This is a genomic window from Mycetohabitans sp. B46 (assembly GCF_037389205.1).
In the GTDB taxonomy this organism is placed as follows: domain Bacteria; phylum Pseudomonadota; class Gammaproteobacteria; order Burkholderiales; family Burkholderiaceae; genus Mycetohabitans.
In genome coordinates, this window is sequence record NZ_JADBGL010000007.1 from 172,210 (window position 1) to 198,894 (window position 26,685).

Here is a 26,685-nt window from a genome sequence, read left to right on the forward strand (position 1 = left end):
ATTGCTCAACGAGTTGCATATGGTCTAGCCGACATATCCCTTTTGCATTCCGCACGAATATTCTTGTCCGATTGCATTCGGAAGTGCGCAGACATACATTCCGCTTACATCCCGATCCGAGGTCAAGCGCCTACAAGGGGAGTCGAATGAGCGGAGTTATGAGAGGATTCGGTTATGCAAGGCCAACGTTGATGCAACAGATCGCGTTCGGGCGCCGCTCGAATTACCTCATATTTAGAGTCTCGGGTAATTTGCGCATACTTGGCATCGCTGCGGGAATAGCGCTTTCACGAGCGGTAGCGGCCGCAGATAATGTTTATGTTAATAATAATGGCATCGGCCCGTTCGACCCTGCCTTTTCAAGTGCTGCGAGGGAGGTTGCCGACTACCGCAGCGTTGCCCCGTTATCTTCAGCGGTGTCGCCGGTTCCACGGCGCTTGCAACTCAGTAGCCAGCGTAGCTTGACCAGCGCTAGCCCTCAGAGCAACAATGGAAATAGGGAGCCATTCTTTACCCCCGAGAGTCCGCAAAGTCCGCCTCACGTCAGCTCTGAACTGGATCAGGATTTCGACAGGATGGATCGTAAAATTGCGGAGCTGATTAAGGAAGGTCGGGCCCAGTGGGCAGCCATTGAAATGGCTGCCCCTGAAAGGACGGAGCCGAACTTCCCGTTGTCCTCGCATGTTCCTCCTGCGCAGCTATACGACTTGGGAGAGCGTGCATCCATGATGGCGGAGGCGGCTGGACTGGTCAAGGAGGCGTTATCGAATTGGGAAGAGGCCAGCCAACAATCGGAGGCGATCCGTCAGCAGTTCGCCGCTGAAATGCATATGAAAAACGTCTACGCGCATTTGTTCGAGAGAGCAAAGGCGCGCGCGGCCGCTGCACCGCTGGCTCCCGCTGAAGACGGCGGCGTTGTCAATACATCTTCCCACGCAGGTTTGCTCGAGGTTGGGCATTCGGACCCGGACCAGCATTCGGAGGTGGTCCGATATCCGGACTCGGACCGGCCCGCACCGAGCGAATCGACGTCCGACAGCGACCCCCCTCATTATGCCCTACGTCGCGAATTGCTGCACTCGCTGGTCACTGAACTCTCAACCACGCCGCTGAGGTTGCCACCGGGCATGAGCATCGATGACGCCCGCGTGTCCGTCGGGGCGCCAGGTAGCGAGCGCAGAATCGTCAACGTCGCGCGTGGCACCCACTCCACCGACGCAGTCAATAAGGCGCAGCTGGATGAGGCGGTTGCCCGCGTTGATGGCGATGCGTCCGCTGGCATCGCGTCGGCGATGGCCGTTGCCGGCTTGCCGCAACCCACTGCTGCTGGACGAAGCATTGCGACTGCATCTAGTGCGTCATACCGTGGTAGGGCTGGCATGGCATTTGGCGTATCGCACGTGACCTCGGATGATCGTTGGGTGATAAAGCTTGCCGCAAGTGCCAATGGACGAAGCTACTTCGGGGCGGTCGCGGCAGGCGGCTTTCAATGGTAAGGGAGCGGTCGATGGCTTGCAACACGACGTTGCGCGTGGTCCGGATCGATGAGGCTTGCCCCATCCGGCGCGTGCTTGGTGCGACGACGGAGCCGAATCGTAGCACAGGTGGCCGGGCGGGTCTGGGTCTGTGGGCATGCCGTGGCAGCCCGCTGTGGCGCCGGCCAAATGCCAAAGGTGCTGACCGGAAAAATGAAAGCAAACCAGCGGATACCCGCCATTAGTTTTCGCCCATCCGACGCGCAGTGTTCGAAAACCGGCAATGAAGCTTACGATGCATGTTGATGCATTGGCTCTTGCCAAAGATAGTTTTGACAGGCCATATGGGATACTTAAGACATACAGAGTTATTGGAGGAAGTCAGGGGCGAGGTTGGGGTAGCCAAAGCCTCAACTGACCGGGTCGTCGTGATCTTTCTCTACGAGTCATTCTCGCTGGCGGACGTCGCGGCGGTGGCGGATGTGCTTAGCGTCGCAAACCGGGTGCTAGAGCGCAGCAATGAATGGCGCAACCGTTATGTGGTTAGGCTGATGTCCACGCGTGGCGGGGTGATGGCGTCAACCTCGGGCATTCGTGTGTGGACGGACGGGCTCGACGCCCGCTATTTCGGCGCTTCCACGGATACGGTGCTCATTGCCGGCGGTCCAGGCGCCCGCGCGGCTTCCGAAGATTTCGGGCTGGTCGGCTGGTTGCGTAAAATCGGTCCATCCACACGGACTGTATGTGCGGTGGGCGAGGGCTCGATGGTGCTGGAAGCAGCCGGCGTGCCTGCTTGGCCTGAGCAGAGCCTGCGGCGCATCCGCTCCTCGCCAAAGCCGGGGCCCGCGTCCGGTTGTGTTTCCGACTGCTATCGATCTAACGATGGCTTTTTTACTGCGATGTCCCTGGTTTCGCGTGATTATAGTCAAGAGGTTGTCCGGGACGTAGCAGAGTTCCTGATGCCCCGCTGCGCGCGCCGTGTCATCGAGTGGATGGGGCATCCGACTGCGGCAGTCAGCGACACGATTCGTGCCGCGGCGCGCCGGTTACAGTCCGGATGCGAGCGCGCGTTATCGATTTCAGATGCAGCACGCGCGGCCGCCATGAGCGAGCGTAATTTCCTGCGCCGTTTCAAGCTGGAAATGGGTATTACGCCGTCGGAGTTCCTGCTCCGTTGTCGCTTGGAAAAGGCATGCGAACTGCTGGTGCGCTCAGACTTGCCGGTCGACAAAATTGCCCGCCGTACCGGCTTGGGCAGCGGGGTTCGACTGGCGACATTATTCCGTAAGCGCATGTTCACGTCGCCGACGTCTTACCGAAACGCTGCCCGGCGACGCATGGATCAACCCTGATCGTCTTGCGCGCGGCCGGCCAGACGCGCAGTGCGATGCAACCATCGGATGAGCGCGGCCGCGATGGGCGATGCCGTATCATGGCGGCGGCTTACCCGAGTAACGGGTGAACGAATGATCATGGATATGCAAAACAGCTTGCGCAGAGAGCTGGATATCTACACCCGGCGTTCCAAGGCGTTGGCTGAGGCAGCATGGATCGATGCCAGCCGAGTGATCGATCTCATTGCCCGGGATGGCTTGGATGTGCGCTACCTACCTAAGATCGCCGCGTCGGATTTGCAGTGCGTTGGATTTGAGGCCCAAGCCCGTCTCAAAGGTACAATTGGGCGTGCTGGAACGGACAGCTTCCTCGGTTGCTTGGAGCGCACCGGCATCGTTAGTTCGGTTGATGTGTGGCTCTGTGAGGAGGTTGAGCAGGCCATTGGCCGATGGGCGCAGCGCGAGATGTATCCGGCTGTCTCGATCAAGCTTCATTCAGATACGATAGCATGCGGCCCGGCATTTGACGAAGTGATCAAGGCGTTGCGCTACTTGAATGTCGAGATAGAACTCGGTGCGGGCGTGTCGCTTGCCAAGGATAGCACACTAAGCTGTGTTGAGCGCTTGCGAGACAGCGGTGCAAAAGTGATTATTGACGACTTCGGCGCCGGCTATACGAACTACCAACGACTTGCCGGCACGCATTTCGACTCGGTAAAACTGGATAAGAACCTGGTTTGCGGATCGGATTGTGCCCGAGGGCGCGTCGTTCTCGCCGGCGTATGCGACCTCTGTCGGAAACTCGGCTTGAAAGTCATCGCCGCAGGCATCGAGACGCGAGACCAGTTGGAAATCGCTAGAACGCTGAATATCGATTTTTTCCAAGGCCCATATTTTGGACTGGAGTTGTCGTGGGACGAGGCAAGCGAGTATTTTGCCATGCAGCGCATGCGTCACACGGCTTGAACGGTCAAGCTGAGCGAATATGATGCGCTCGTTGAGATTTGTCAGGTCCGCACTCCTCGTGCTGATGATGGGCAGTGTCAGTTTCGAGGCATTTCGCATTGCTTATTTGTTTTACTACGGCGGTGCTGCGCAAGTGTTCGACCACGGCGCTGAGGTGTTGCACGCGCTTTGGATAGGCTGGCGATTTGACTTGAGGGTACTCTCGATCGCGATCCTGGTGGTGCTGCTGCCAGTCTTCGTGGTGACGAAGTGGCGCCCCCTTAAGCGCGCCGCCGGGCTGCTGCAGCGCCTGTCGATCGCAGCGATACTGCTGTGCGTGAACCTCGGCTCCGCTTGCCAATTCTATTACTACGATTTCTATGGCAGCCCATTCAATCCGATGGTGTTTGGGTTGCTGGGTGCTGATCCATGGGGGATGCTGGCGGCGGTGCGAAGTCAGTATCCGGTCGTGCGATGTGCGCTACTGATGGCGGTTTTTACCGCTTTACAGATGTGGATCATCCTGCGGATTTCCGGGAGCGCGCGTGCTGAGCGAAACGAGCAGGCACAGCCTCGCGATCGCATGCGTTGCGTGCTGGACAGTACGGTGCTGATCGTGTTGCTGCTCGGCTTGGCCCGTGGTGGCCTGGGCGAGTCCGCGCTCGATTCACACGATGCGGAGATTTCCTCGCGCGGATGGGTCAATGACTCGGTGCGCAATGCAGCACAGGCGCTATACGACGCCTATGTTGACCGGCGCAGTCAAGCCAGAATCGACGAAGATCCCGCCTGCCAATTGGCGCGCTACGGGTTCCGCTCCACCGATGAACTGGCCCTTGCGGTTGGCGCCCCCTCCGGTGCACCGCCGGATCTGGAAAGTGTGGTGTTCCGCCGTACCCCGGAGAACCGATTTCTGGCTGCGCATCCACCCCATGTGGTTTTTGCGCTGATGGAGTCATGGGGTGCGCATCCGCTCGAATTTAGCACGGCCTCCACCGACCTGGCGGGCGTGATGGCAGAGCATTTGCAAAGCGATTACCTGTTCCGCAACGTTTTCCCAGCACGGCTCGGCGGCCACGCGGCGCTTGAGGCGCTATTGCTCAACTCGCCGGTTTCGCCACTGACGCAAGGCGACCAGGGATTTGTCACCTATTCAACATCGGCCGCGCTGCCATTTAAGACTAAAGGCTATCGAACCGTATTTGTTTATGGCGGCTGCGGTGCGTGGCGGTCCGTGGCGCGTACGATGCGGCGTCAAAACTTCGACGAAGTGTACGACATGACGGCCATTATCGGCAGGTATCCGGACGCAAAACGCACGATTTGGGGCGTGTACGACGAGTATCTGTTTCGATTCGCGTTCGATTTGCTGGCCACTCGCGAGGCGCTAGGCCAGAAGATCTTTCTGTTCGTCATGAGTACAACGAACCGTCCCCCTCATACCGTGCCGAGTCACTATTTACCTCCGCCGCTGGACTTGAGCGACATGCGCCGGCATTTTGCGGCCGATTTCGACAAGGGCAGCCGCATGGTGCAAAGCTATCAATATGCCACTCATCAGCTGGGCATGTTCATCAGCCGGGTCGAGGCCGCGCCATTTGGCAGCAAGACCATTATCGCGGCAACCGGTGATCACAACATGCGTGGGCTGTTTCGGTATCAGCGGCCGGAGCAGAGCCGAGAGCTGTATCGTGTACCAGGCTTCTTCCGTGTGCCGCCGCAGTATCGCCCTCATTTCGTGCCGGATCTGGAGCGCTACGCCGGACACGCAGATTTCTTTCCGACGCTGTATCATTTGGCACTGTCCGATGCGCGCTATCCGGCGTTCGGGCACAGTCTGTTTGCGCCCGCTACGCCGGCTGAGCAATTTGCCGTGATTGGCTTCAAGACGATGTTCAGCCGCGACGGCGCGATGATGCCGCTGATCGGCGAGCCAGCCGCATTCCGCTGGCAGCACCCCATGTACGCGCTCGTACCGGATGATGCACCCTCAGCGCTGCTTCGCGAGCAGGCCGCACGGGCGCGGGCGCGGATCGCGCTGGCGGACTGGTATGTGCGCTACCAGGTCATTCGTGCGCGCACGGGCGAAGGATACTGACCAACATTAACCGGTGCGCAATGCAGATCGATCGGGCGTCATCGGCTCCACCGTGGCACTGGCATGATCGCCGCATTGGGCGCATAGTCGGCCAATCCGAGACCCGATCGTGAGACCTCGATGACCGTCCGCCCTCTTGATGCCTTGCTTGATCCGGGGGGAATCGTGACGCTGCCGGTGTCGCCGCGGCTTGCGGGCGACGAAGCCGGGCCGGCGGCGCAACACCGCCATGCCGTGGCCAGCGCGCGCGATGCCGATGCCGCGACTACGACCGCGAGATGGCGCTCATTGCGTGCACGCAGTAGGACACGCGCACGGTCATTCATGGCGTGGTACGGGTGGTAGCCGATCCGGACAATGATAAGGCCGAGTTCGCGGTAGCGATCTGCTCTTCGCGGATGTTGTCGCTTGTGCGGGACTGTGGGTTTGCGCTCCACGGCAGCGATGATCCGGAAGTCGTCGAAGTCGACTGGCCCGAAGTCGACTGGCCGCTTCGGTGCGCCACCCCATTGTGGCATCGGGAGTCCCGCCGTGCCGGGCGGCGGCCATATGCGTCACGCGGTCGCATTCACCGTGCAGGACGCGATTCATGCCGCAGGCACCAGTATAATTTGCGCCATGATTCTCTCTATTGCCGAACACCCTGCCGGGCCGCATGCCGATGCCGATGCCACGTATCGCGCAAACGCGGCGAGCTGTCACAGCGTGCACCACATCGACGAGCGTGTCGCGCTTGACAGCGGCGAGTCGAAGCGGCGCGACGTGTCACGCTGCTCGAGCTGCGCGTTGCGCAACCTGTGCTTGCCGCCGGAATTGTCGAGCGACGACATCGAGCAGTTTCATCAGGTCGTCAGCACGAAGCGTCTGGTGCGCCGTGGCGACGTGCTGCACCGTTGCGATGATCCATTCCGCCATATCTTTGCCATCAAGACCGGCTCGTTCAAGACGGTTACGGTGCTGCGCGATGGTCGCGAGCAGGTTACCGGCTTTTACTTGCCGGGCGACGCGCTGGGCCTGGATGGCGTGTGTTCGGACCGCCATCGTTGGGATGCCATTGCGCTCGAAGACAGCTTAGTGTGTACGGTGTCATTTGCGCGGCTCGAGGCGTTCTGTCATCGGCAGCCGGTGATGCAGCGGCATCTGCACCGGATGCTCAGTGGAGAGATCGTGCGCGAATCCGGGCTCAGCGTATGGCTGGGCACGCTGAACGCCGCCGAACGCGTGGCGGCGTTCCTGCTCAATCTATCAAAGCGCTTCGCCGCGCGGGGTTATTCGCCGAACGAGTTTCAGTTGAGGATGACGCGGGCGGAGATGGGCAGTTATCTGGGCTTGAAGCTTGAGACCGTGAGCCGGATATTGTCCGGCTTCAGCCGGGCAGGGCTGGTCAATACGCAGGGTAGGAACATCCGGATCCTTGATGCGGCTGCGCTCGCCGCCGTCTAGGTGTGCTGGCGTCCGCCTGGACGACTTAATTGGCGGAACTACGCGGAAAATCGCACGCGCGAGCACGCATCGAGGATCGATTGGCCGACCCGGGTCAGCTGCGGCGAGTGGCCGCCGGCGGCCTGATCGTGTAATACGACAAGTTGGCGCTCGAGCAGCGTGCTAAGTTCAGCGCGACTCAGATCGATCTGGTCTGGCGAGTGCTTGATAAGCATGAGGGTCGCAAATTCGTGTGGACTCAACATTCTCGGCTCCTGATTAACAACCCCGGTTCTGTAGAAATGACTTGGGCTGGCAAAAAATCCGGTTAAATATGCCAATTCCCCCGGCGGTTAGGACAATTCGTCTTCCACCACTGGACGGCATTTTTGACTGTATCCAATGGATTAACCGCGGTGAGTAGGTATTAATTGCAGCCTGGACAGAATAATGCGCCGGCTCGAATTGCGTTGCACCACAAACTTTTTTCGAAGCCAGGAGCGCATATTAATCTGCTCCAAATCATACTGCAATAGCTGGCAAAAAATTTATATGATGAGTTAAACCGCAATGGGATGCACAGACAAGCGCAGGAACCGTTTGAATGAGGTGTATTAGTAGCGGCAAACTGCGGACTGGGCTTGTAGGCGGTCACCTCGGCATCTATCCAGTGTTGAAGCAACCGTCCTGCTGTCATTCAATTGTGACGTAAATGCGGCACGGTGGATGTCGCGGGGCAGCGGCATATTATATTTTGAAATAATTCTACGCGGATAATTAACTTGCTATTAATGAACATAGCAAATGATGCTGGGATTAACTAAACGGCAAACGTCGATTTAGGTATAAAGCAAAAGATAGGTGGCAGGTGCCGGCGCGAGGCCGACGTGGCAGTCGCAACGGGCCACGGCGTCAAGCCGCGGCATGGTGGCAATACATTCGAGAACGTAGCTATTGGACATGCATCGAGGCGGTCGCCGAACGGGGCTCGGTAGCGGGCGCAGGTCTATGCAAGCCACTCATGCTGCTAGGTTCGGCGCTCCAGCGCATCAACGTGCGTATGCATAACTCGATGATCGCATCGGCGCCTTGTGTCCCGTATACTGAGTGATCAAGGTGCGCGATGGTTTGTACGTCGATCTGTCGTTGCCTGCGAAACGCCCGATGAGCAGGCCCGAAGTGGCGCGACAGCTCGTCCAGTCCCGGGTCGAACTCGCCATAGATCAATAGTGCGTTCACCCCACGGCGCGCCAACGCGTGCATTAACCCACGCTCGGAGTGAGCCGGCGGGCGCCAACCCGCCCGTTCGAGCAGCCGCATTGCTGGCACGCGTAGCTTGGCGGCCGTCAGCCGTATGAGCGCCTTGGCAACGGGGCGCAGGTCACGCCGGCGTCGCAATAGTCTTTTCCACTTCTGCGGGTCGCGTGCTGACGCGAGGTAGCCGCGTGCCGAATTGGTCTGTTGAGTAATCGCGTCCGCGAGCGTCAAGCCAGCTGGCCAGATGAACCGGGGCAAGTTGATCACAATTATCCCGGTTACGGCCGCCGAACGCGACGCGGCCTGAAGCGACGCATACGCACCCGAGCAGATACCCAGCGCCACGACATCGCGGTAGCCTTGCTCCGCGAGCCAGTCCGCGGCCGCGACCACGTCCGTCACGGCTTGGCCGGAGTAGGGGACGACGGATTGATCGTCCAACACGCAGGCGCCACTGTCGCCGACGCCGCTCACGTCCACGCGCAACGAGGCGATGCCGTGGGCGGCGAGCTGCCGCGCGAGACGCACCGCAAGTCGTGCATCGGCACTGCGGGGATTGGCAGCGGTCGTGGCGAACAGCAATGCTGGCATGCCTGAGCCGCCCGGCGTCGGGGCAGCTGGCCGGCACAGCGTTCCGATCAGCGGCGCGGCGCCAATCTGCACGGTGCTCTCGGTGGCGTCGGGCAGCACGAGGTGCGCACCGGTCGTATGCAACGAAACGGCCGGTGCTGGCATGGGCTGTGCCACGGGGGTATCTTGCATCTGTCGCGTAGCAATCCATGCGACGCTCGCTTCGAGGCTGGCGAGTGGCAGTCGGGAGCGGATGCCTTCGACCAATGTTGTGACGGATTCGGGAAACGGCTGCAAGGTGGCCTGGACACCGCGGGCCTGCCACGCCGCTTGCAGCACCGCACTGTCGCCACGATCGGTATCGATGAGCAGCACGGAGCGGGGTAGCGAAGCCGCGCTCCCGACGGCGGCGCACAGGTCAATCGCCCGCAACGCGGCGACGAAGTCAGCAGGATAGCGATGCCCGAGCACGCTCAGGCAGGGTTCTGCGGCATGCGCTTGCTGCACCGCGGGTGGTGTCGTGTCCAGCCATTGACGCTCGACCATGGCCACTTCGCGCATATAGGTGCGCCCTCGCACGACGGGTGACAGCGCGACGAATGCATCGACCTGCACGGCCTCAGGTGTATCCATCGTGCAGGCCAATAGCGCCATGGCGGCACCGGCGCGCAGGCCGACTAGCGTGACATCGGTCAGCTGTGCATGGGCGCGCAGCGCGTGCACGGCTCGGCCAATACTGGCAATGCTTTTATCAAACCGGCCGCTGTCCAGGTCGTCGCCCGCCGAGTCGCCGCAGCAGGGATAATCGAACCGCAGCGCCCAGATGCCCTCGCGCGCCAGCCGCTCTGCCAGCGCACGCATCAGCTTATGGGTCCACAGGCCTTCGTGGCCGACGGCAGTGCACAGCACGACGCCCCGCGGCAAGCGTCCTTCGTGCAGCCATCCGACGCAATCATCGAATGTAATCGGTATCACGATGGTTTCCTCAAGCGAATGATTTTGTTGGAATTGACTGCGCGTATTTCGATTGCCCCCGGGCCGTCGTGCGTGTCCAGAGGCGGGGTTCCCGAGTGAAATGACGCAAGAGGGTGCAAGGATGTCGGTTCCGGCAGCAGCGGGACAGACACGTTCGCGCCGGGCGCCAGATGGAACCAGTCGTCCTTCGGCAGCAGGCCCGGCGCAGTGATCTGCACGTAGCGCGCGCTCGCACGCGTGCCGACGTTGACCCACCATTGGCCGTCACGCTGTTCCAGCGAGGCGCTCAGACCGATATCGCCGCGTTCGAAGATGGCCGGCGCGGTACGCTCCGGGAAATAGAACGATTGTGCGAGTAGCCGATCCTCGTGATCGTACAGCGATGCGATGACCGTGTCGTGTTCGCGCGGACCAAACCGGTACGCGTAGGTGAAGTCGAAGAAGCGCCCTAGGCACTGGGCCGCGCTGACTTGGCGTGCGCCGTGCGGTTCGATATGAAGCTCGCAACGCGCCCGTGCGACCGGCACGGTGGCGTCGCGCAATGCGACCAACTCCAGCCGTCCCTGCAACGGAGCGGCGCCGTCGTTGAACACGTGCACGTCCAGTCCATTCAGCCCTTCGTCACACAGGCACACCTGCTGCGGCTGGAGCACGTGCTTAAGCGCATACCAGGCCGACTTGGGACGCCGGAACGCGTCCACGATGCCCCATCCGGCGCCTGGCATGACGTCCTGAAATTGCCAAAGTAATGCGCCCGCGCAGCTGGACGCAGTGCGGCGCCATTCCACCAGTGTCTCGGATACGACGTCGGCGAGCACGGCTCGCGATAGTTCGAGGTAGCGTGACGGATCCTGTCCTCTGAGCCGCGCCGGGTCTTGCCCATACAGCTCGCGCAAATAATGATCGCGCACGTCGTCGAAATCCCATGGCGCGCCGGGATCGCGCGGCACGGCCATTTTCCACGCGGGTTCGTGCACCGACGGCGAGCCGATTGCGGCAAGCGTCGCATCGGCGGGAACGTGTGCAAACGCCAGGCATTCGCTAGCGAAGCGGACCGCCGCGCGCCGCGCATCCTCCAAGGGTCGCAGATAGGCGCCGACGCCATAGTAATGCGAGATGCCCGTGCGGGGATAAAACGGCAGTACCTGTCCGGACGGTGTGTCCGATACGTACGGTACGTCGCGCCGATGTGTCGCGGCAAGCTCGGCGAGCAAGCGGGCGGTCAACGGCATATCGCGTTGCTCGTCACTCAAGCCGACCATGGACGCCTGCTGCGCGATTTCGCTGCCTCCGCATAGCACGGCCAATGAAGGGTTACCTGCCGTGCGTGCGAGAAATTGGCTGGCTTCCAGCGTCACCGATGTGACGAAATCAGGAGCGGTGCACGGATAGTCGAAATTGGCGAACATGAAGTCTTGCCAGACCAGCAAGCCCAGTTCGTCGCACGACGCATAAAATGCGTCATCTTCGTAAGTCATGGTGCCACCGACGCGGATCATATTGAATCCCGCGTCCCGGGCCAGCGTCAACCATGTGTGATAGTCGTGTGCCGACACGCGCAACCCTAGCGGATCGGCGGTGCTCCAGCACGCGCCTCGCACGAAGATTGGCTTCGCGTTGACGGACAATGCGAAGCCCTGCCCGTCGTGGCCGTGCGTGACCTCGATGGTGCGAAATCCGACGTATCCCAATGCCACGGTCGCGCCGTCCAAGTGCAGCGAGACGGCGTAGCGCGCCGGTTCGCCATGCGTGTGCGGCCACCATCGCTTGGCGTTCGGCACGGTGAGCCGCCCGCGCAGCGTGAACGGGTCGTGGCGTTGTAGACGGACATGATGGCCTTCGCAGTCCAGAACCGCGTCCAGAGGGTGGCAAACCGGTGCGGCAAATGTGATGGTCGCGTCCACGATCCCATCGCAGCCTTCGATCGAGGCGTTCAGCGTGTGGTGCACGATCTGGGCGGCCGTATCGGCGTTAGCATCGATGACGGCCACGGCACCCCACGGGCCGATTGGCTCGATGCGCGGGAACCAGCCTGGCATGTGGCCGAACAGCGAGATTCGTACCGCCCGCAGCGCCGGCGCATCGACCAGGCGCGTGCGCCAGCGAGCGCGGCGAGGCGCGGGCATGGTCTCGAGGTAGCGGGTCAGTGACCGAAAGCATAGGTACAACGCGCTGTTCTCAGGCAGCGGGTCGATGTGCACTTGTTGCGAGACGAACATGTTCGTTGACTGCAGCAGCAACGTGTCGTTCAGCCAAATCTGCGCGATGCCCGCCAACCCGTCAAACCGGATCAGGCGGGCGCCGCCGCGTTGCAGCGGTAGCCGGTACCAGTGGTCGTATTCACCTAGCCGGCTCGCATTTAGCGGCGTGAGCCGGTTCGCGGCTGCGAGTGCCTGGCCGACGGTTCCAGGCACGGGTGCGTCGATCCACTCCGATGCATCTGCAGGTGGCAGATCGCGTGGCCGGGGGGCGGCGTTGGCCACAGTCGTACACAAGCGCCACATGGGCGAAGCCGCTCGCCCATGACCAGGCCCGAGACCGGCGGTGCTGCGTCCGGCTGGGGCAGGCTGCGGGTTCATTGCAGCAGTGATTGAGTGTCGGGGTGGGCCGCGTTCGAGTCGCGTTGTAGCCGTGGCGGTACGTCGTTGCCGCCCAACTGCACACCCAGTTCGTCAATCAATGACCCGTACGCGTGCTCGATGATGTCCAGCGTACTGTCGCAACGGTCCTCGTTGCGTCGCGCGCACGCCCTGGCGAGCCGGAATTCGAGCACCATCGCCTCGGAGGCGATGGTGTGGCAGGCGGCTACGCAAGCAGAAAAGGCTCCGGTGCCGTCGGTACCGTTCGCATTGGGTACGTCGAGCCATCGCAGGCAGCGGCCCAGTAGCTCGAAGTTTGCACCGAGTTGACGTAGCGTGTTGAACGAATACGCATGGAAGTACGAGATCGGGCGCGATGCGATGACTGCAGCGTTTCTGGCCAGCGCAGCCCGGAACGCGGCGATCGGGCTACTGGCGGGACGGCGCTTGAAGTGCCGCGCCAGCAGGGAGAGCACGGCTTCATGCAGCGCCGGGCCGCGCAACGGCTCAAAGCGCCGCTTCGCGCATTCGACGTAGGGCACCAGCGACGCACTGGAGCCGATGCTGAACAGCCCACGATAGTCGTCGCCTGCGGCCCGATAGTATCCGGCGTTATGGAAATAGCCGATTTCGCCGGCTTGCAAGTCAATCGCGTCGATGCCGATGGTCGTCTTCGTGTGCTCGCGTTGATAACTGAGGCCACGGGTGTCGGGCAAATGCCACGCGTCAACCTCGACCAGCATCACGTGGCCGCGCCGGACCTGCTGATCGATGTGGTACGGCAGTGGCTCGAAGATGGCGTGCTCTTGCACGACAATTCCGTATAGCCGCTCTAAGTCTTCCAACGGCACCTTGAAGAAGGTGAACTGGTCTGCCTCAAAATCCTGCGTGACGGTGAAAGGCAGCATGGCATGGGGCTCGAAGCCCCATTGCGACAACAGCTCGATCCACAGGTCAACGTAGCAATTGGTCTGCTTCCAGACCATGGTCGCGTCATGCAGCGCGTGCGGGCGATAGCTCGCCGGATCGCGCGGCAACTTCATCGGCGGCGCCAGTTGTGTGAGTGCGTCCGGCGCGGCCATTGGCGAGACGACGTCACTCATTAGCTTCCCCACAGCGCGTTGCGTACCGGTTCCGGCCAAGCCTGCACATCGAACCCGTGATGCTTGAACAGTCCGAGCGCGAGGCGTTCCATGCCGAACCCCACGCAACCAGTATGCGCGACGTCGGCATCGCTCGTCTTGATGCCCCACAGCAGGCCGAAGTGGTCCATGTGGTAGTTGAAGCTCAGGCAGGCAGTGAGCCGGGTGTCACCCTCGATCGGCACCAGCATTTCGAATTTCAAGTTCCGCTCACGCTGGCTCGACGCGGCAATGCGGCCGCCGCGGCCAAAGAAGGGATCGTTGGCCAAGTCGACTTCGTGCGGTAGCGCCAGCAGCGCCATCATCCGCTTGCCGCGCTCGATCCACTCGGTGCGAAATGCCAGGATCTGATCTGGCGTACCCAGGCGCACATATTCGCGCATGCGAAACAGTTGCATCCGGGTGGCGTCCAGCGAAGGCTCGTGGCGGAAGCAATACGAGAACAGATCTAGCGTCCTGCCCTGTGGGGGCAGCGCGCCGCGCCGCGCGATGACCGGATAGGCGGGATAGCATGCCGCCGGTGTCATGACCACGTAGGTCGGCTTTTGAAATTCGGTCCAGTCCTCGCCCCGGTCCAGGCATTGCAGCACACGTTGATGCTCGTGCTCCGAGCCGCAGAAACTATGAACCGTTCCAGCGAGTTGCGGAAATCCCTTCAGATATTCGCTGTGCTCAAAATCGGTCCGATTCATCGCGGGTGGAAAGCGCAGTACCTCGGCATGCTGATCGGCACCCAGGCGCGTGACTAATGCATCAATGGCCCCGATCACGTTCTCAAACACTTCGCTTCTGCCATACAGGCCCTGCACGCCCATCGGGATTAACAGGCCCGCGTCAACGAGTGCATCGCGTAGTGCGCTCACGTCGTGCCGGTCATCGATGTCGGCCGCGTGCGCAGGTGGGTGTTGCAACGTGATATCGCCCATTATTCTCTCTCCAGCGAAGCGGGGCGTTGCGCCAGCAACAGGCTGGCCGTATTGGCATCGATACGGTCGTTATTGATCATAAGGGGTGCAGAATACAGATCGCGAATATGCCGGCTTAGCGTGAACGGCGTGCCGTTCTTGTATGCTGCCATGCCGCAGATCATCACCGCGTGCATCACGACTTGGAGCGCGGTGGTGGATACGTAAGTCTTGAGCGTGTTGATCTGAGCCGCGTCGGCCATTGTTTCGGACCACGAGCGCGTGGCCGAGGTGCCCGCGCGTGCGTGGACGCGCAGCGCGCTGTCGATGCGTCCCTGCATGGCTTGCAGCAGACCCAGCGCTTCGGCGCTTCGGCTACCGGCGGGCGATGTGCCGGTCGGATTGTCTTGTACCTGCGTGCGGAAGTAGCGATGCGCGCGGGAAAACGCGTCGCTAGCGATGCCGGTCCACAGCGACGACCACAGGATGTGAGAGGCCGGCACCATCGTGCGCTCGGCGATCTCGCCGAATGGTACGGGGAAGACCTGTTCCCGGCGGCCGCGTGACTCGAGCACGAAGCCTTCGCTGCACGTGCCCCGCATGCCGAACGTATCCCATCCACTGCGGCGAGTCAGGGTCGTGTCGTCTTTCAGGATCGTCACGAGCACTTGCTCCACGGCCGGCGCGTCCGGCGAGCGCCGGGCGGTCGCCAGTATGGCGTCGGCATAGGCGCCGTAGGAGATCGTTGGGGTGAGCTTGTGCAATGTGAACGCACCGTCGCCATCGGGCTCGATCGCGCAGCGGCTGTTGCGCAGATTGCCGCCCATGCCATCTTCGGACGTCGCGGATGCCAGCAGCCACTCATGCTCGGCAACCTGCCGGAGAAACCCGCGATGCCACGGCGCCGACAGCGCGTGTTCCAATACACAAATCACTTCGATCTGGTGCATCGCATAGATCATCGCGGCGGACGAGCACGCGTGGCCGAGAATGCGGCATGCTGAAGCGATGGCCGCCAGCGACGCGCCCATGCCGCCCAATTCGACAGGCACCATTGCGCCGAGCAGCCTATGCTCGCGCATGGCGTCGATGGCTTCGCTCGGGAACCTGGCTTCGCGGTCCACGGCATCGGCGAAGCGCGCCGCGATCTGCGCTACCGCGGTCGCGGCTTTGTCTAACGCGTGCTCGTCGGCGTCCGACGGGCGCGCGTCAAGTTCGGGCAATGCAATGGCGTGCACCAGCTCACCACCGTTGGCGAATGGGATTGCGCTCATGCGGATTGCACGTCGCGCTGCAATTGCGAGACGGCCTCAGTCAGTGAGTCGATGCTCTGGAACAGATGGCGATTGAGCATGCGGTCGGGAATTTCGATGTTGAAGTGTTTTTCGATCGCAAGCATCAATTGAATGGTGTTCAGCGACGATAAACCTGCTTCGTAGAGGTCATCGTTGTCGGAAAGGCGCTCAACGGATAATTCCAGATGAGCGACTTCCTGGATGATCTGTCTTAATTCATTTTTCATCGGATGCTCCAGTATCAATCATTTTCCGGCTCGGGTAGCTTAAATCCCGGCGGTGGCACTCCCCGTGCGCGAAGCTAGTAGACCAGTCCGCACCCGCGAGATCTGTGCGGCACCCGACAAAACGCAGGCGCCTCCACCAGCGCGAAGAAAATTTGAAGCCAGCGCGATCAACAAGGCTGAACTTAGCAGCCGGTGCGGCTGCAATGATGGCTGTCACACAAGCGACAGGTCCGACATGAGGTAGGCTGCGATATACGCTGCGTCGGCCCAGACTAGTAGCCCGAACGCGACTACGCTGATTGTGCGCGCTTGCGCGACAGCCGGCTGCGCAACGCATTGCGCAGCGGCACGACAATCCGCTCCTGGAACACGACTGCTGCAACCACGGTGCCGACCAGGTAGGCTGGGTAAAGTGCCATCGACGGCACGACGTCGCGCGACGCGTTCACACATGTCGTGAACTGCTGCACGCATTGCAGCGGGTCCATGCCGATCGTCAGCAATTTTCCCAGCTTGGTGAAAATAAGAAACAACGGCAAATGGATGGCGAATAGCGACAGCGCTGCGTTGCCGAGCCGGGTGGCGAGCCGCGCGGCCGCTGCGGGCATTGTGACGTGAGCACACACTAGGATCAGTGCGGCCTGGGACGGCAGCAACGCGCCGTTATGGACGATGTACTGCCAGCCCAATCCACCATGCTCGAGCACCTTAACGCCGCCGATGAAGGACAGTGCGACGAAAGCGAGCGTGGCGGCGCGGCGGGCGGGTGTCGCGCAGAGCCAGTCGACACGGCGCTCGCGGTACAGGCCGTAGAGCAGGATACCGGCGGCAAACTCGGGCAGGCGCACCAGCGGATTGGTATAAAGGAAGCCGACCGAGGCCGGTGCATACCAGTGCTGCATCGCGAATACCACGGGCAGTAACAGATAGCCGAGCCACAGCATGACCCAGGCGCGTCCTGGCCGGCGCAGCGCAAGCAACCGGGGCGCAAGCCATGGAAAGCACGCGTAGAAGAACAGCAACGCGGACAGTGACCAGGACGGTGGGTTGATGGCCTCGTATAGCGGTTGCCATGCCTGGAGCATCCATACCGTCGCGACGATGATTGCCAACGTGGTCATGCCGTCCAGGTACTCAAAGCCGCCGGCTTGTCTGTCCAGTGTCATCAACGAAAAGCGGTTGAGCGGGTTGACACCTGCCACGCCAACCGCCAGGAACAGCGCCAGCGATATCCAATGGACGGGATAGAGATTGGTCAATCGGTTGACGAAGAAGCGCCTGGCGCCGCCGCGCAGCACGCCCGGCTGTTGGCCTAAGTAAACATGCGCGAGAATGAAGCCCGAGAGCAGGAAAAAACTGCTGGTGGCGAATCCGCCCAGTCCCAACCATGCGCGATAGGGCAATGCTGCGCCGTAACGGGTCACGTAGACGGTATGGTAGAGCGTCAAGTAGACGGCCAATAAGAACCGGAGCAGATCCAGTCCATCAAAGGTTTTTTTCATTCTGGTATCCCCGCGTGTCGCGGTTATTCAGTCACATTCGATATGGGCGAGCGACGACATGACGCATGGCGTGGCGGGCCGTCGTGGCCAGCATCGGACCGCCTGCGCTCCGTATGGCCGGGCGCGGGTGCCCATGATCGAGCCGCGTCGACGCAGCACAGCCGTGCGTGGGGCAGCCGCAGCGGTCGCTGTCGTGGGCTCGCTGCGGCTGGGCCGTCGCTTGCGTCGCGTATGCTGTTTCGCGCGCGGCAACGCGTGCGCCGTGGGTGCGCACCGCCGGCGTCGCGCGCATGCTGGCAGCTTACGGGCTGGGCCGACTTCGGCCTGTGCGCCAAGCCACAATGCAGCATGTTCATGCTACGACGCGCGTTGACCTGCGCTTATGGCGAAGCATTCGTGATGCTTTTCCGTTCACGACTAAGGCCGACGCGGCGTTGTACCTGACTAAGGCGAGGGGTCGCAATCGCACGGAGGCGGCCATCTGTGACGAACAGGACGCCGATAGCTGTAGCGCAGCCTGCGCGTGCGCTGGCCGCCGGCGCCGCCGTTGGGTCCGTGCCGGCTCGCTGTTACGCTTGAACGGGCGACGGCTCCCGTTGGCGCGGCGTATCGTGCGGCTGCCGCATGCTGACGTCGCCGAGCAAGTGGGGCGGCGTTGCCGCACACGAGATTTTGTGAACAAATTGGTGGCGCAGTGCGTGGTAGCTGGCACCCGGATCGTCGAATGTTGCTTTCATCCGCTGCAATTCCTCGTCCCGATAGGCCTGCAGCGGCTTGCGCCGCTCGTCCATGCGTCGCACGCGCGCCTTGATGTTCAGGTACGTCGTGAACCGTTCGTCTTGCGCGATCGTCTGGCAATGGCGCAATAGCAAAGCGTGATACTCGGTCCAATCCTCTGGCAGCACGTGGTCGACGAGGTTCATGCTCAGCGCTTCGTCCGCCACCACTGGCAAGCAGGCGTCAACCAAGGCCTTCGCTCGCGCGGCGCCGGTGCGACGCGGCAATAGGTAAGTCCAGTATTCGGAGCCGTACAAGCCCATCGTTTGGTAGTGCGGATTGAGCACGACGCCGCGGCGGGCCAGCACGAAGTCGCATGCCAGCGGCATGATGGCGCCACCGGCACCGGCGTTGTTGCGCAGTGCAGCGATCGTGATCTTGCGTTCGGTCAGCAGGATAGTGCGCACCAAGTCGTTTATCGCATTGATGTTGCGCCACGACTCGCCGGCTGGATCCGGCGAGGCCTCGATGCAATGCAAATGGATGCCGTTGCTCCAAAAATCATTGCCGCCCATCAATACAATCACGCGCACGTCGTGGCGCCGACTGAGCGCATCAAGCGCATGAGTCAGGCGCGTGCATTGGCGGGTGCTCATCGCGCCGTTGTGGAAGTCGAATTCGACGTATGCCACCCGATGTTCGACGTGGATGCGGATATCTTCGACAGCAGGCGAGTCCAGCTCGGGCAACTGCTCGAGCCAGGCTGTGTCGCTGAACGCGGCGCGCAGCGCCAGCATCGCCGGAAGCTTGATGCCGGCGCCTGGGCCGCGGCTCCCCGCCTTCATCTGCTTGATCCATACGGCACCGTCCCGCGTGGCGCGGCATACCGCGCCGTGCCGCTGACCCAGCCACGCACCCGGCGTAGCCTCATGCGCGATGCCCGTATCGGCCACCGCACCGAACAGATACACCGGCTGGCCATGGATCTCGTCACGCACGCCGGGGAAGCCGTCGGCCGCATGAATGCGGTTGACGATCGTATCGGTGTCATCTGTGCGCCAATCGATGCGGCGTGCATCCTGTCGCATCAGCACGTGGGGACGGCCCTTGACCGACGGGCGAGCGTAGTCTTGCGGACGCGGACGGAACCGCGGATCTGCGAAATCGGCCAATGCCTGTCGAATGAGCTTCACCGCGCCGGGTATGACATCACGTCGATAGATGCTGCTTTTGCTGGCCCTGCGCATCGCAAACCGGTGTGTTCCCCACACATTGCCACCGTCCATTTCGGCATTGGCTTGCAGCAGGGTAACGCCCCATTCGGATTGCTGATGGGTAATCGCCCAATCTAGCGCGGATGGCCCCCGATCGCCCTCGATTCCCGGATGGACGACCAGGCACGGCCAGGCGTGCCATACCGTGTCGGGAATGCGATGCTTCAGGAATGGACAGATGATCAAGTCAGGACCGACCTGTTCGGCGCGAGCCAGCATCGTATCCGGGTCCGGCGACAATTCGATGCAGACGCGATGCGCCAGTGCAACGAGTTCGCGATGAACACGCTGGACCATGCCGTTATAGGCTGAGGCAAACAGCAGAATATCCAAGCGCCCCCCAGATGGTGTTGCGATATCGAGCAATCAGAAAACGCGAATACAGCGTGAAGCGTAGCAATCCCACCTCGCGCGACGACGGGGATGCCGAAAAAAGCAACTGGGATGCGAAGTGATGGGCGTTGAAACGGTGCTACGTGGCGCCTAAGCAAAGAAATTTGCTTTCGGAACTATCGACCGGCAATGCCGGATGCCAGGAAAAATATGCCGGGCCGATCCCGACCGAACTGCCTAAACATGAGAGGCACGGGCTGCGGGATAGGTACACCATGCCGGCTACCGTGATGTCGCGGTAAATTAGTCAGTATTGTCCGATGAATTAGCAATCCAAAACACACTAATCCATTTTGTACTATACCAATAAAAACGGTGTGCGTGGCTTCATTGGTTCATATATTTCGCCCGAATCGTTATATAAGCAACGATTGTTTCATTATTGATCTTTACTTGGCGCTTCGCGCATGATACGTTTCGCGCCTCATACTTTCAATTGCATTACATGCAGTTTAACCAGCAAATGAGTTGACGTGCACGCCGGTGCCGAGGCAGCGCTATTGCTCCGCGTCTAAGATTTAATCGAAGACCATCGGTCTTTTTTTTAGATTATCCGATTCGTCGGAGGGCTGCTGTTATCCACTTAAAATGGTGACCATCATGAAAATGGAATTAAATAAATGTCTTAGCCGGTTGATTAAGCCAGGTCGCGTATCCTTGCGCGCAATGACGATCGCTGTTGCGCTGTCGATGAATGCGTGTGGCGGAGGGGGAGGCGAGTCCGGTGTCGGCGACGCTAGGGTGGCTGGTCAATCCGATACGCGACCCGCGACCGCTCTCCATGCTTCGGTGCTGCCCAAGGAGCCGGTTTCGGTGCCGTCCGACAAGTCGCTTTCGACGCCAGTCACGACGTATCATCAAATGCAGCACGGTGATGGAACACTAGATTTAGCGGCGACCGTCGGCATGGTCCCGATTCAGAGCGCACCCGACGATGCCCAGATCGTCTATGTAGCCTATACCCAACGCGATGTGGAGCCCTCGTCCCGCCCTGTCACATTCTTTTTTGGTGACAGCGTTCGAGATGATCCGCTGCGTTCCACCGGCTATCTGCTGCTAGCATCGGTCGGTCCTATCGTCGGGGACCTTTCAGGCCAAGAAAGCTGGGATCGATATGACAATCTCTCTACATTGCTTGACGCGTCCGATCTGGTTTTCGTCCATCCCACCCAATCGGGCTGTCATGGCGATTTTTGGGGCAACCTTCATGCGGGGAGGGCGGCAATGCATTTCATCGATACCTATCTGGATACGAATCAGAGGCGTGGCTCGCCCGTGTATCTGGTCACTCACGGTGCACGCGTGGCCGGTCATGCGATCGATTTATTGAAAACAAGGCCTCATGGGTTCGCCGGCATAGCGTTTATCTCGCCGGCCTTGGGGCCGGATGGGCGTGCCGAGCATCGGGAGCCGCCTGTCGAACTATCCTGGGAACTCGGCGTGCAATGGCTTATGCACCTGGATGACGATCTTGGTTTTGACGTCGCGCGTCATTTGCCTGTCGAGCTTGATCGCCTGAGGTGGTCACCGTACGGCGGCGCCGATGATGTCCGGCAGTGCACCAATGTGCCGTTTGGGGCCCGAGGCAGTGAGGCATCGCCATGGTCGGCTAGTCGACTGGTCAATGCGGTGCCGGCAGGCGACGCGCCTCGTCTGTTCATCGCATACGGCTCGGACGTCCAGAAGCAGGCGTTTTCGTCTGGGCTCAGTCGCCTGAATGTGCCTCCCACACTTGCCAATCGGATCAAAGTGGAAAGCTATCACGGTTTTCCGGAGGGCGATTCACGGCGCGACTTGTTTTACTTGGACGACGTATCGCGGCTACGACTCCGAATAGGTCTCCAGTGGCTTTATGCGTCGCGCGACGATGCGGCCGTTGATGGTTTGTCACACAACGAGAAGCCAAGTCGGATGACCGAACGATCCGGTGCATGGCTGCAAGAGCGCGATGGCGGCCTGGAGCCGGAGATGATGGGTGACACAACGCGCGACCCACTGGCGGACAGCGTGTCCGAGCAGTACGAGGAGAGCGGAATATCGACGCCGAGCCAGTTGAACCGCGATTGGATCGATCAGCTAAGCAGTCCGTTCGTGGAAGGTCTGTCAGAGGACGAGTGCCTCAAACGAGCATGCAAGTTGTGCTCTGCACTGCTGCAGGAAGCCGAAAATTGTCTGCAGATGGACGCGACGGGCCATCCCGCAAGACGCTGGTCGATCGACAATGTTTTCGCGCAGGACGGCAGCGCGTCCAATCTGCCGAAGACCAGCGTATCGGAGTCGACGGCGTCCAATCACGGCGATGCGCGAAGAAGGGGCTCGAGGCTGACGCCGATCCGCGTCGTGCCAGAACTCGCCGCGCAGCGTTGGCATAACCTACCGACGCCGCCGGCCTCGCCCGAGAAATAACCGCCCAACGGTGTGCGTGGGCAGCGTGTGCGAGAGCGCACACGCTGCCATACAACGATGATCTGGCGATACAATGTCAACTATTGGCCGGTACTCGAACGGCAGGCCCAAGTGTTTCAGCGTGATGTCGATGCGGCGAATGTAAGGGGAATCCAGCACGCCGATCGGTTGCATCTGACGCGCCGGTTATCGGTTTTGTATCGCGCGATGATGGCAGCGGGCCACTCCAAGTCGACACATTGTTGTCGGCTGCGATTGGATTTTGCAGTCACGGCATGAGGCAGGCAAGCAGGGCTGCACTCACCTGCGTGGTGAGAAAGTTGCGTTAAATAAAGGCCCTTGTCTCCATCACGGCATTTTCCCGCTGGCCTTTGCCCAGCATGCTGATCACGCCGTCGCGTCGTGTCGCATCCAGTACTTCCAGCGCATCGACGCCGTCCGTGCCACCGGCTTCAAGCAAACGCAGCGCACGCTGCCAAATTTGTTGCGACAGTGTGCCGTGCAGCCGGGGCGTGGTTTTGATCAGCCGGTGGACCGCTTGTATGCGCACCGGGGGTGATGCGTGCAACAGCGTGGACTCTAGCGTCGATAACTCGTCGGCGTGCCGCGCCGTAGGCAGGGTGGCCAGCCCCAACGCCAACTGCCGCATCTCTGCGTAGCGAAACGGGCGTTGTGCATCGGACAGTTCGCTCACGGCCGCGGCCAATGCGCCGACTGGCGCGCCTTGAAGCGAGGGCGGCAGGCGTCGTGTCCAGTCCTGCAATATTTTGTATTCCGTTGACACGTCGAGGGCCGCGCCGTGGCTGCCGTTTCGCAATGCGGACAGTTGCGTCGCTAATACGACGATGAGTTCGGCCTGTTGCGTCTGGCCAAGCGAGGGCAGGCGGCCCAACAGCGCTTGATACCGCGCCGCGAATTGCGATGGCCACAATGGCAGGCACGACAGCGCCGAGGCAAGCGACGCCCACAGGTTTTGATGGCCGTCCCGATGTTGCTCGGCAATCGCCTGGGCGAAGTCGAATAATTCCACGCGCTGCTGCGGTGCGTATTGGACAATCGATACGATCATGGCTTGCTGGATGACATGGCCATATCGAGGGATTCCATCTGCCGCGCGGAATAGACGCTTGAAGGCCTCCGGCTGTTCGGTGGCCGGCAGCCGTGGCAGCCGGTACCAGAGTGCTACGATGGGTCGGTGCGCAGGCTGGGCTCGAACTGGATATCCTGCGTTTGGTCGAGTAACTGTTGCAGTGACGCGAGATCCACGATCGTGTCGACCTGTCTGCAGCTATGCCACGCCAGTCGTCGTTCGCGCAGGATCCGATAGGAGCGTTGGTTCAGCGCGGAAAGCTGCGCGATATCGTCGGACGACAGGTGCGACGCGATTTGCTGGATCACCTCCGGCGGCAGATCGTCATAGGTGGTCCGGCTTGCTGGCGCGGCCAATGCAGTGCGACAAACGATGTGGTCGATGCGCGCGGGTCGCGGGGGCGCGGCAGAGGCTTGGATGGCGTATCGGCCGTCGGTTGCATAAACGGCGGATTTGACGGCATTAAAAGCGTCGTTGATGTCGAGATCCATCGGCGGGTCAGTTGGTCGCGATCCACGTTGGGCGAAAGCAATGGGTAAGATTGTATGCCAATCACGCGCGGGAACAGGTCAGATTTTTTCTTACTGCGTACCAATCTGGCGGTGTCACGGCCCACTGATTACATTTTCGGTGTGGGCTGCGCGTGTTCGTGCCGCGGCCTGTGTGCTGACGACTGCGTGTCGTCGCGCACGAACACGCGCAGGCGCTCATGTGTATCGCCTTGACGGGCGCCTTGCCACACGCGCTTCCAGCCCTCGTAGTCTGTGTTCGGCATCAACCTATCATCCTGCACAATCAGCCAGCGGCAGACGCTCGATGCAGCCGCGCCGGGCGGCACCGGCCGATGCACGATGCCGGTCACGTATTCGAGCATCGGCGCTTCCGATTCGCCAAGGCCGACGCTGGCCATGCAGTCGCCGCTGCGCCAGTTGGCATGAAGCGACATGGCCAGTTGCTCGAACACCGGCGTATAGCTTTTTGCGCGGTCCAGCCACGGCAGCAGCAACGTGAAGACCAGCCCCCAGGCAAGCGTCACGCCGGCGCACCAGACAAATGGCGCCTGGGCGGGTCCGAGCCGTCGTGCATATCGACACGCGGCGAACCAGGCGACGCACAACGCAATGGCTATCGCCACTGCTAGCGGCTGGAACGGAACCACGTAGTCCAGCGGTAGCCACTTTTGCAGCCATCGAGCGGCGCCGTGCGCGGCGATCGGCCGCCTCATCACCGCCCAAACGAACCAGGCCAGTGCGCCAAACGCGGTAAATAGCACGAGGCTCAGCGTGCTCCATCCGCGTCGCAGCACGGCGGGCAATTGCACCACGCCATCCGCGCCGAGCACGGCGAGTGGCGCCACGAACGGCAGCAGGTACAGTACCCGTGCGGTCGCCGATAGACTCAGCAGTCCGATGCCGAACACGCAGAAAATCAGCGCAATGCCGGTCGCTGGTTCGGTGATCTTGCGCCAGCCACCACGCGCAAGCGCGTACAGGGCCAGCGGACCACTCGGAATCGCGCCGATCAGCAGCGCGCGCAGTACCACTGCATGATCGTTATCGGAGCCCAGCCGATCCACCGAGAAACCCAGAAAGCGGCCCACGTTATTGTCCCAGAACCAAGCGACGAACAGCTCAGGCGAGCGATGGGCGAGCAGTGCTGGCCAGACGAGAAAAAACGGCATGCTTAGCCCTACCGCGGCCACGACCGCCGCGACGTAGCGGCGCGAGCGGCACGCGGGCGTGAGCGCCGGTAATGCGGCCGCGGTCAGTGCTAGCACCACGGGGATGAACAGTCCCTTGGTCATCTGCGCGATGCCGGTGCCGATGCCAAACCATGCCACGTCGGCGAACGCTGCGCGGTGACCGGCTTGCATGCGCAGCGCGATCCGGTACAAGCCGTACAGTGCACAGACGGTCCCGGTCACCAGTGCGACGTCCGTGAACAGGTCGTGTGCATGCTTGACCATGATTAGGGTGCCGCTGAACAGCGACAGTGTGACGAGCGTCGCTTGCCATGGATCGCGGCACTCACCCGCGGCCGCGCCGCCGGTATGACCGTTGTCGCGCGCGCGCAGGCGGCTCCACGCTGCCAATACCAGCAGCGTGACGGCGCTGCACAGCACCGTCGTGAGCCGGGCGCCGTCATGCAGCGGCAGCCATCGCGACAGGCTCCCGGCTACCAGCGCCGCGACCCAGTAGTACAGCGGCGGCTTTTCCATGAACGGCTGCCCGGCGTTGAGGGGAATGATCCAGTCCTTGCCGTGCAGGAACGATTGAATCATGCCGAACGAATAGGTTTCGTCTTGCTTCCACGGCGCGTGGCCGAGTATGCCGGGCAGCAGGTACAGCAGGGCGGCGAGTACGATAAGCGCGGTGCGGCGCAGCGCGAGGGAGGACGCGGCCCATGGGCCGGTGGCCGACAGTGCATCCGGCGTCGGCGCGCCTGGGTACGTGCCGGGAGCCGCCTGCTGCGGCGGGCGAATTGGCTTAGACTTCATACAGCGTTGTGAGAGGGCACTATCCGTTTCGACGGCCAGGTTGACCGGCGGGAGCGACGAGCATACAGGAAGTCGTCCTGTTCGTTTGTCGAACGGCGAATCACACGCCTGTTCATCGCGGCTTCGGCGTTCGGCGCCGGGCATCGCCGGTCCCTGTGCTGCGGTCCGGGGCAGGCTCGACTATAGTGTCGAATATGAGGATCACAATCATTCAACTAGTCCAGGCACTGGCGGCGTTGTTGTTGTATTTTGCACCGTCGATCGTGGCTGACCGGCGCAAGCGGCCGGACACGTTGATGCTGGCTCTGTTCAATGTCTGCCTGGGGTGGACGGTTCTCGGATGGCTGCTTGCGCTGCACTGGGCGCTTGGGCCGGTCGCGCGTGCGCCCGATGCCGGCGAGTTGACGGTGCGGCGGCGCACGTTGACCATGCGCATGTTGTCGAACAACTTGACGCAGCGTGCTCGGCGCACCGATGCGCGCGACGCGCAACGGGAAGCGGACATTAAGGCGGCACGGGCGCGGGCGCGACGCGGTGAATGCTAGTGTGCCGGCGGTGTGGGGTCTGCGCACAGGAATGCAC

20 protein-coding genes and 1 pseudogene are annotated in these 26,685 nt (G+C 61.4%); 8 read left to right on the forward strand and 13 right to left on the reverse strand.

Features of this window, described 5'->3' with window-relative positions; genetic code table 11:
• Positions 1–575 precede the first annotated feature (575 nt).
• The 6 genes from IHE30_RS09900 (at position 576) to IHE30_RS09925 (ending at position 7,295) form a co-directional block, all read left to right on the forward strand.
• Positions 576–1,496 carry a YadA family autotransporter adhesin gene (locus tag IHE30_RS09900; RefSeq protein WP_337690242.1) on the forward strand — a complete coding sequence of 307 codons (921 nt, stop codon included), beginning with the start codon at positions 576–578 and terminating at the stop codon, positions 1,494–1,496.
• A gap of 278 nt (positions 1,497–1,774) precedes the next feature.
• Entirely contained in the window at positions 1,775–2,827 is a 1,053-nt protein-coding gene (locus IHE30_RS09905) for a GlxA family transcriptional regulator (RefSeq protein ID WP_337690243.1), read from the forward strand.
• A 120-nt stretch (positions 2,828–2,947) separates the two neighbouring features.
• Complete coding sequence (locus IHE30_RS09910; protein ID WP_337690245.1) at positions 2,948–3,775, forward strand: EAL domain-containing protein; 828 nt, start codon at positions 2,948–2,950, stop codon at positions 3,773–3,775.
• A 22-nt stretch (positions 3,776–3,797) separates the two neighbouring features.
• Complete coding sequence (locus IHE30_RS09915) at positions 3,798–5,852, forward strand: LTA synthase family protein (RefSeq protein ID WP_337690300.1); 2,055 nt, start codon at positions 3,798–3,800, stop codon at positions 5,850–5,852.
• A 120-nt stretch (positions 5,853–5,972) separates the two neighbouring features.
• Positions 5,973–6,197 carry a hypothetical protein gene (locus tag IHE30_RS09920; RefSeq protein ID WP_337690247.1) on the forward strand — a complete coding sequence of 75 codons (225 nt, stop codon included), beginning with the start codon at positions 5,973–5,975 and terminating at the stop codon, positions 6,195–6,197.
• A 273-nt stretch (positions 6,198–6,470) separates the two neighbouring features.
• On the forward strand, positions 6,471–7,295 hold the full coding sequence (locus IHE30_RS09925) for a helix-turn-helix domain-containing protein (RefSeq protein WP_337690248.1): 825 nt from the start codon (positions 6,471–6,473) through the stop codon (positions 7,293–7,295).
• A gap of 38 nt (positions 7,296–7,333) precedes the next feature.
• Here the strand turns inward: IHE30_RS09925 and IHE30_RS09930 are convergent, their stop codons facing one another.
• The 9 genes from IHE30_RS09930 to IHE30_RS09970 form a co-directional block, all read right to left on the reverse strand.
• Positions 7,334–7,540, reverse strand: a complete 207-nt coding sequence (locus tag IHE30_RS09930) for a hypothetical protein (RefSeq protein ID WP_337690250.1) — start codon at positions 7,538–7,540, stop codon at positions 7,334–7,336.
• A gap of 685 nt (positions 7,541–8,225) precedes the next feature.
• A complete protein-coding gene (locus IHE30_RS09935; RefSeq protein WP_337690252.1) occupies positions 8,226–10,076 on the reverse strand; it encodes an alpha/beta hydrolase family protein in 1,851 nt (616 codons plus the stop codon).
• Positions 10,073–12,580 (reverse strand): glycosyl hydrolase 2 galactose-binding domain-containing protein, encoded by a 2,508-nt coding sequence (locus tag IHE30_RS09940; RefSeq protein ID WP_337690254.1) that lies wholly within the window; start codon positions 12,578–12,580, stop codon positions 10,073–10,075. The genes IHE30_RS09935 and IHE30_RS09940 overlap by 4 nt, the downstream gene beginning before the upstream one ends.
• 71 nt (positions 12,581–12,651) lie before the next feature.
• On the reverse strand, positions 12,652–13,698 hold the full coding sequence (locus IHE30_RS09945) for a DUF1839 family protein (protein ID WP_337690301.1): 1,047 nt from the start codon (positions 13,696–13,698) through the stop codon (positions 12,652–12,654).
• A 59-nt stretch (positions 13,699–13,757) separates the two neighbouring features.
• On the reverse strand, positions 13,758–14,723 hold the full coding sequence (locus IHE30_RS09950; protein WP_337690256.1) for an amino acid--[acyl-carrier-protein] ligase: 966 nt from the start codon (positions 14,721–14,723) through the stop codon (positions 13,758–13,760).
• Positions 14,723–15,976 carry an acyl-CoA dehydrogenase family protein gene (locus IHE30_RS09955; protein ID WP_337690258.1) on the reverse strand — a complete coding sequence of 418 codons (1,254 nt, stop codon included), beginning with the start codon at positions 15,974–15,976 and terminating at the stop codon, positions 14,723–14,725. Before IHE30_RS09955 ends, IHE30_RS09950 begins: the two co-directional genes overlap by 1 nt.
• Entirely contained in the window at positions 15,973–16,224 is a 252-nt protein-coding gene (locus IHE30_RS09960) for an acyl carrier protein (protein ID WP_337690260.1), read from the reverse strand. The genes IHE30_RS09955 and IHE30_RS09960 overlap by 4 nt, the downstream gene beginning before the upstream one ends.
• Before the next feature lie 290 nt (positions 16,225–16,514).
• Entirely contained in the window at positions 16,515–17,726 is a 1,212-nt protein-coding gene (locus IHE30_RS09965; RefSeq protein ID WP_337690261.1) for an acyltransferase family protein, read from the reverse strand.
• Between the two features lie 569 nt (positions 17,727–18,295).
• Positions 18,296–20,050, reverse strand: a complete 1,755-nt coding sequence (locus tag IHE30_RS09970; protein ID WP_337690263.1) for a hydrogenase maturation protein — start codon at positions 20,048–20,050, stop codon at positions 18,296–18,298.
• 726 nt (positions 20,051–20,776) lie between these two features.
• On the opposite strand from IHE30_RS09970, the gene IHE30_RS09975 reads away from it, so the two are divergent.
• The gene (locus IHE30_RS09975) at positions 20,777–22,516 is read left to right on the forward strand and encodes an acetoin dehydrogenase E1 component beta-subunit (RefSeq protein WP_337690264.1); all 1,740 of its coding nucleotides are present in this window, start codon (positions 20,777–20,779) and stop codon (positions 22,514–22,516) included.
• 81 nt (positions 22,517–22,597) lie between these two features.
• Here the strand turns inward: IHE30_RS09975 and IHE30_RS09980 are convergent.
• From IHE30_RS09980 to IHE30_RS09995, 4 genes and pseudogenes are all read right to left on the reverse strand, one after another.
• Positions 22,598–22,690, reverse strand: a pseudogene (locus tag IHE30_RS09980) (glutathione S-transferase N-terminal domain-containing protein); the annotation flags it as partial.
• A gap of 151 nt (positions 22,691–22,841) precedes the next feature.
• Entirely contained in the window at positions 22,842–23,585 is a 744-nt protein-coding gene (locus IHE30_RS09985) for a hypothetical protein (protein ID WP_337690265.1), read from the reverse strand.
• A gap of 113 nt (positions 23,586–23,698) precedes the next feature.
• Positions 23,699–24,097: an F-box-like domain-containing protein gene (locus IHE30_RS09990; RefSeq protein ID WP_337690266.1), complete on the reverse strand. Its 399-nt coding sequence runs from the start codon at positions 24,095–24,097 to the stop codon at positions 23,699–23,701.
• A gap of 128 nt (positions 24,098–24,225) precedes the next feature.
• Positions 24,226–26,103 carry an ArnT family glycosyltransferase gene (locus IHE30_RS09995; RefSeq protein ID WP_337690268.1) on the reverse strand — a complete coding sequence of 626 codons (1,878 nt, stop codon included), beginning with the start codon at positions 26,101–26,103 and terminating at the stop codon, positions 24,226–24,228.
• A 194-nt stretch (positions 26,104–26,297) separates the two neighbouring features.
• Between IHE30_RS09995 and IHE30_RS10000 the strand changes: the two genes are divergently transcribed.
• Entirely contained in the window at positions 26,298–26,648 is a 351-nt protein-coding gene (locus IHE30_RS10000) for a superinfection immunity protein (RefSeq protein WP_337690269.1), read from the forward strand.
• The last annotated feature ends 37 nt before the right edge of the window (positions 26,649–26,685 follow it).

Excerpts from the sequence above, each read along its gene's own strand:
- IHE30_RS09945 (WP_337690301.1), bottom strand. The coding sequence starts at position 13,698 with ATGAAGTTGCCGCGCGATCCGGCGAGCTATCGCCCGCACGCGCTGCAT.
- IHE30_RS09920 (WP_337690247.1), top strand. The coding sequence starts at position 5,973 with ATGACCGTCCGCCCTCTTGATGCCTTGCTTGATCCGGGGGGAATCGTG.
- IHE30_RS09975 (WP_337690264.1), top strand. The coding sequence starts at position 20,777 with ATGACGATCGCTGTTGCGCTGTCGATGAATGCGTGTGGCGGAGGGGGA.
- IHE30_RS09965 (WP_337690261.1), bottom strand. The coding sequence starts at position 17,726 with ATGAAAAAAACCTTTGATGGACTGGATCTGCTCCGGTTCTTATTGGCC.
- IHE30_RS10000 (WP_337690269.1), top strand. The coding sequence starts at position 26,298 with ATGAGGATCACAATCATTCAACTAGTCCAGGCACTGGCGGCGTTGTTG.
- IHE30_RS09930 (WP_337690250.1), bottom strand. The coding sequence starts at position 7,540 with ATGTTGAGTCCACACGAATTTGCGACCCTCATGCTTATCAAGCACTCG.
- IHE30_RS09990 (WP_337690266.1), bottom strand. The coding sequence starts at position 24,097 with ATGGATCTCGACATCAACGACGCTTTTAATGCCGTCAAATCCGCCGTT.
- IHE30_RS09900 (WP_337690242.1), top strand. The coding sequence starts at position 576 with ATGGATCGTAAAATTGCGGAGCTGATTAAGGAAGGTCGGGCCCAGTGG.
- IHE30_RS09995 (WP_337690268.1), bottom strand. The coding sequence starts at position 26,103 with ATGAAGTCTAAGCCAATTCGCCCGCCGCAGCAGGCGGCTCCCGGCACG.
- IHE30_RS09940 (WP_337690254.1), bottom strand. The coding sequence starts at position 12,580 with ATGTGGCGCTTGTGTACGACTGTGGCCAACGCCGCCCCCCGGCCACGC.
- IHE30_RS09960 (WP_337690260.1), bottom strand. The coding sequence starts at position 16,224 with ATGAAAAATGAATTAAGACAGATCATCCAGGAAGTCGCTCATCTGGAA.
- IHE30_RS09955 (WP_337690258.1), bottom strand. The coding sequence starts at position 15,976 with ATGAGCGCAATCCCATTCGCCAACGGTGGTGAGCTGGTGCACGCCATT.
- IHE30_RS09915 (WP_337690300.1), top strand. The coding sequence starts at position 3,798 with ATGCGCTCGTTGAGATTTGTCAGGTCCGCACTCCTCGTGCTGATGATG.
- IHE30_RS09905 (WP_337690243.1), top strand. The coding sequence starts at position 1,775 with ATGTTGATGCATTGGCTCTTGCCAAAGATAGTTTTGACAGGCCATATG.
- IHE30_RS09925 (WP_337690248.1), top strand. The coding sequence starts at position 6,471 with ATGATTCTCTCTATTGCCGAACACCCTGCCGGGCCGCATGCCGATGCC.
- IHE30_RS09910 (WP_337690245.1), top strand. The coding sequence starts at position 2,948 with ATGGATATGCAAAACAGCTTGCGCAGAGAGCTGGATATCTACACCCGG.
- IHE30_RS09950 (WP_337690256.1), bottom strand. The coding sequence starts at position 14,723 with ATGGGCGATATCACGTTGCAACACCCACCTGCGCACGCGGCCGACATC.
- IHE30_RS09985 (WP_337690265.1), bottom strand. The coding sequence starts at position 23,585 with ATGATCGTATCGATTGTCCAATACGCACCGCAGCAGCGCGTGGAATTA.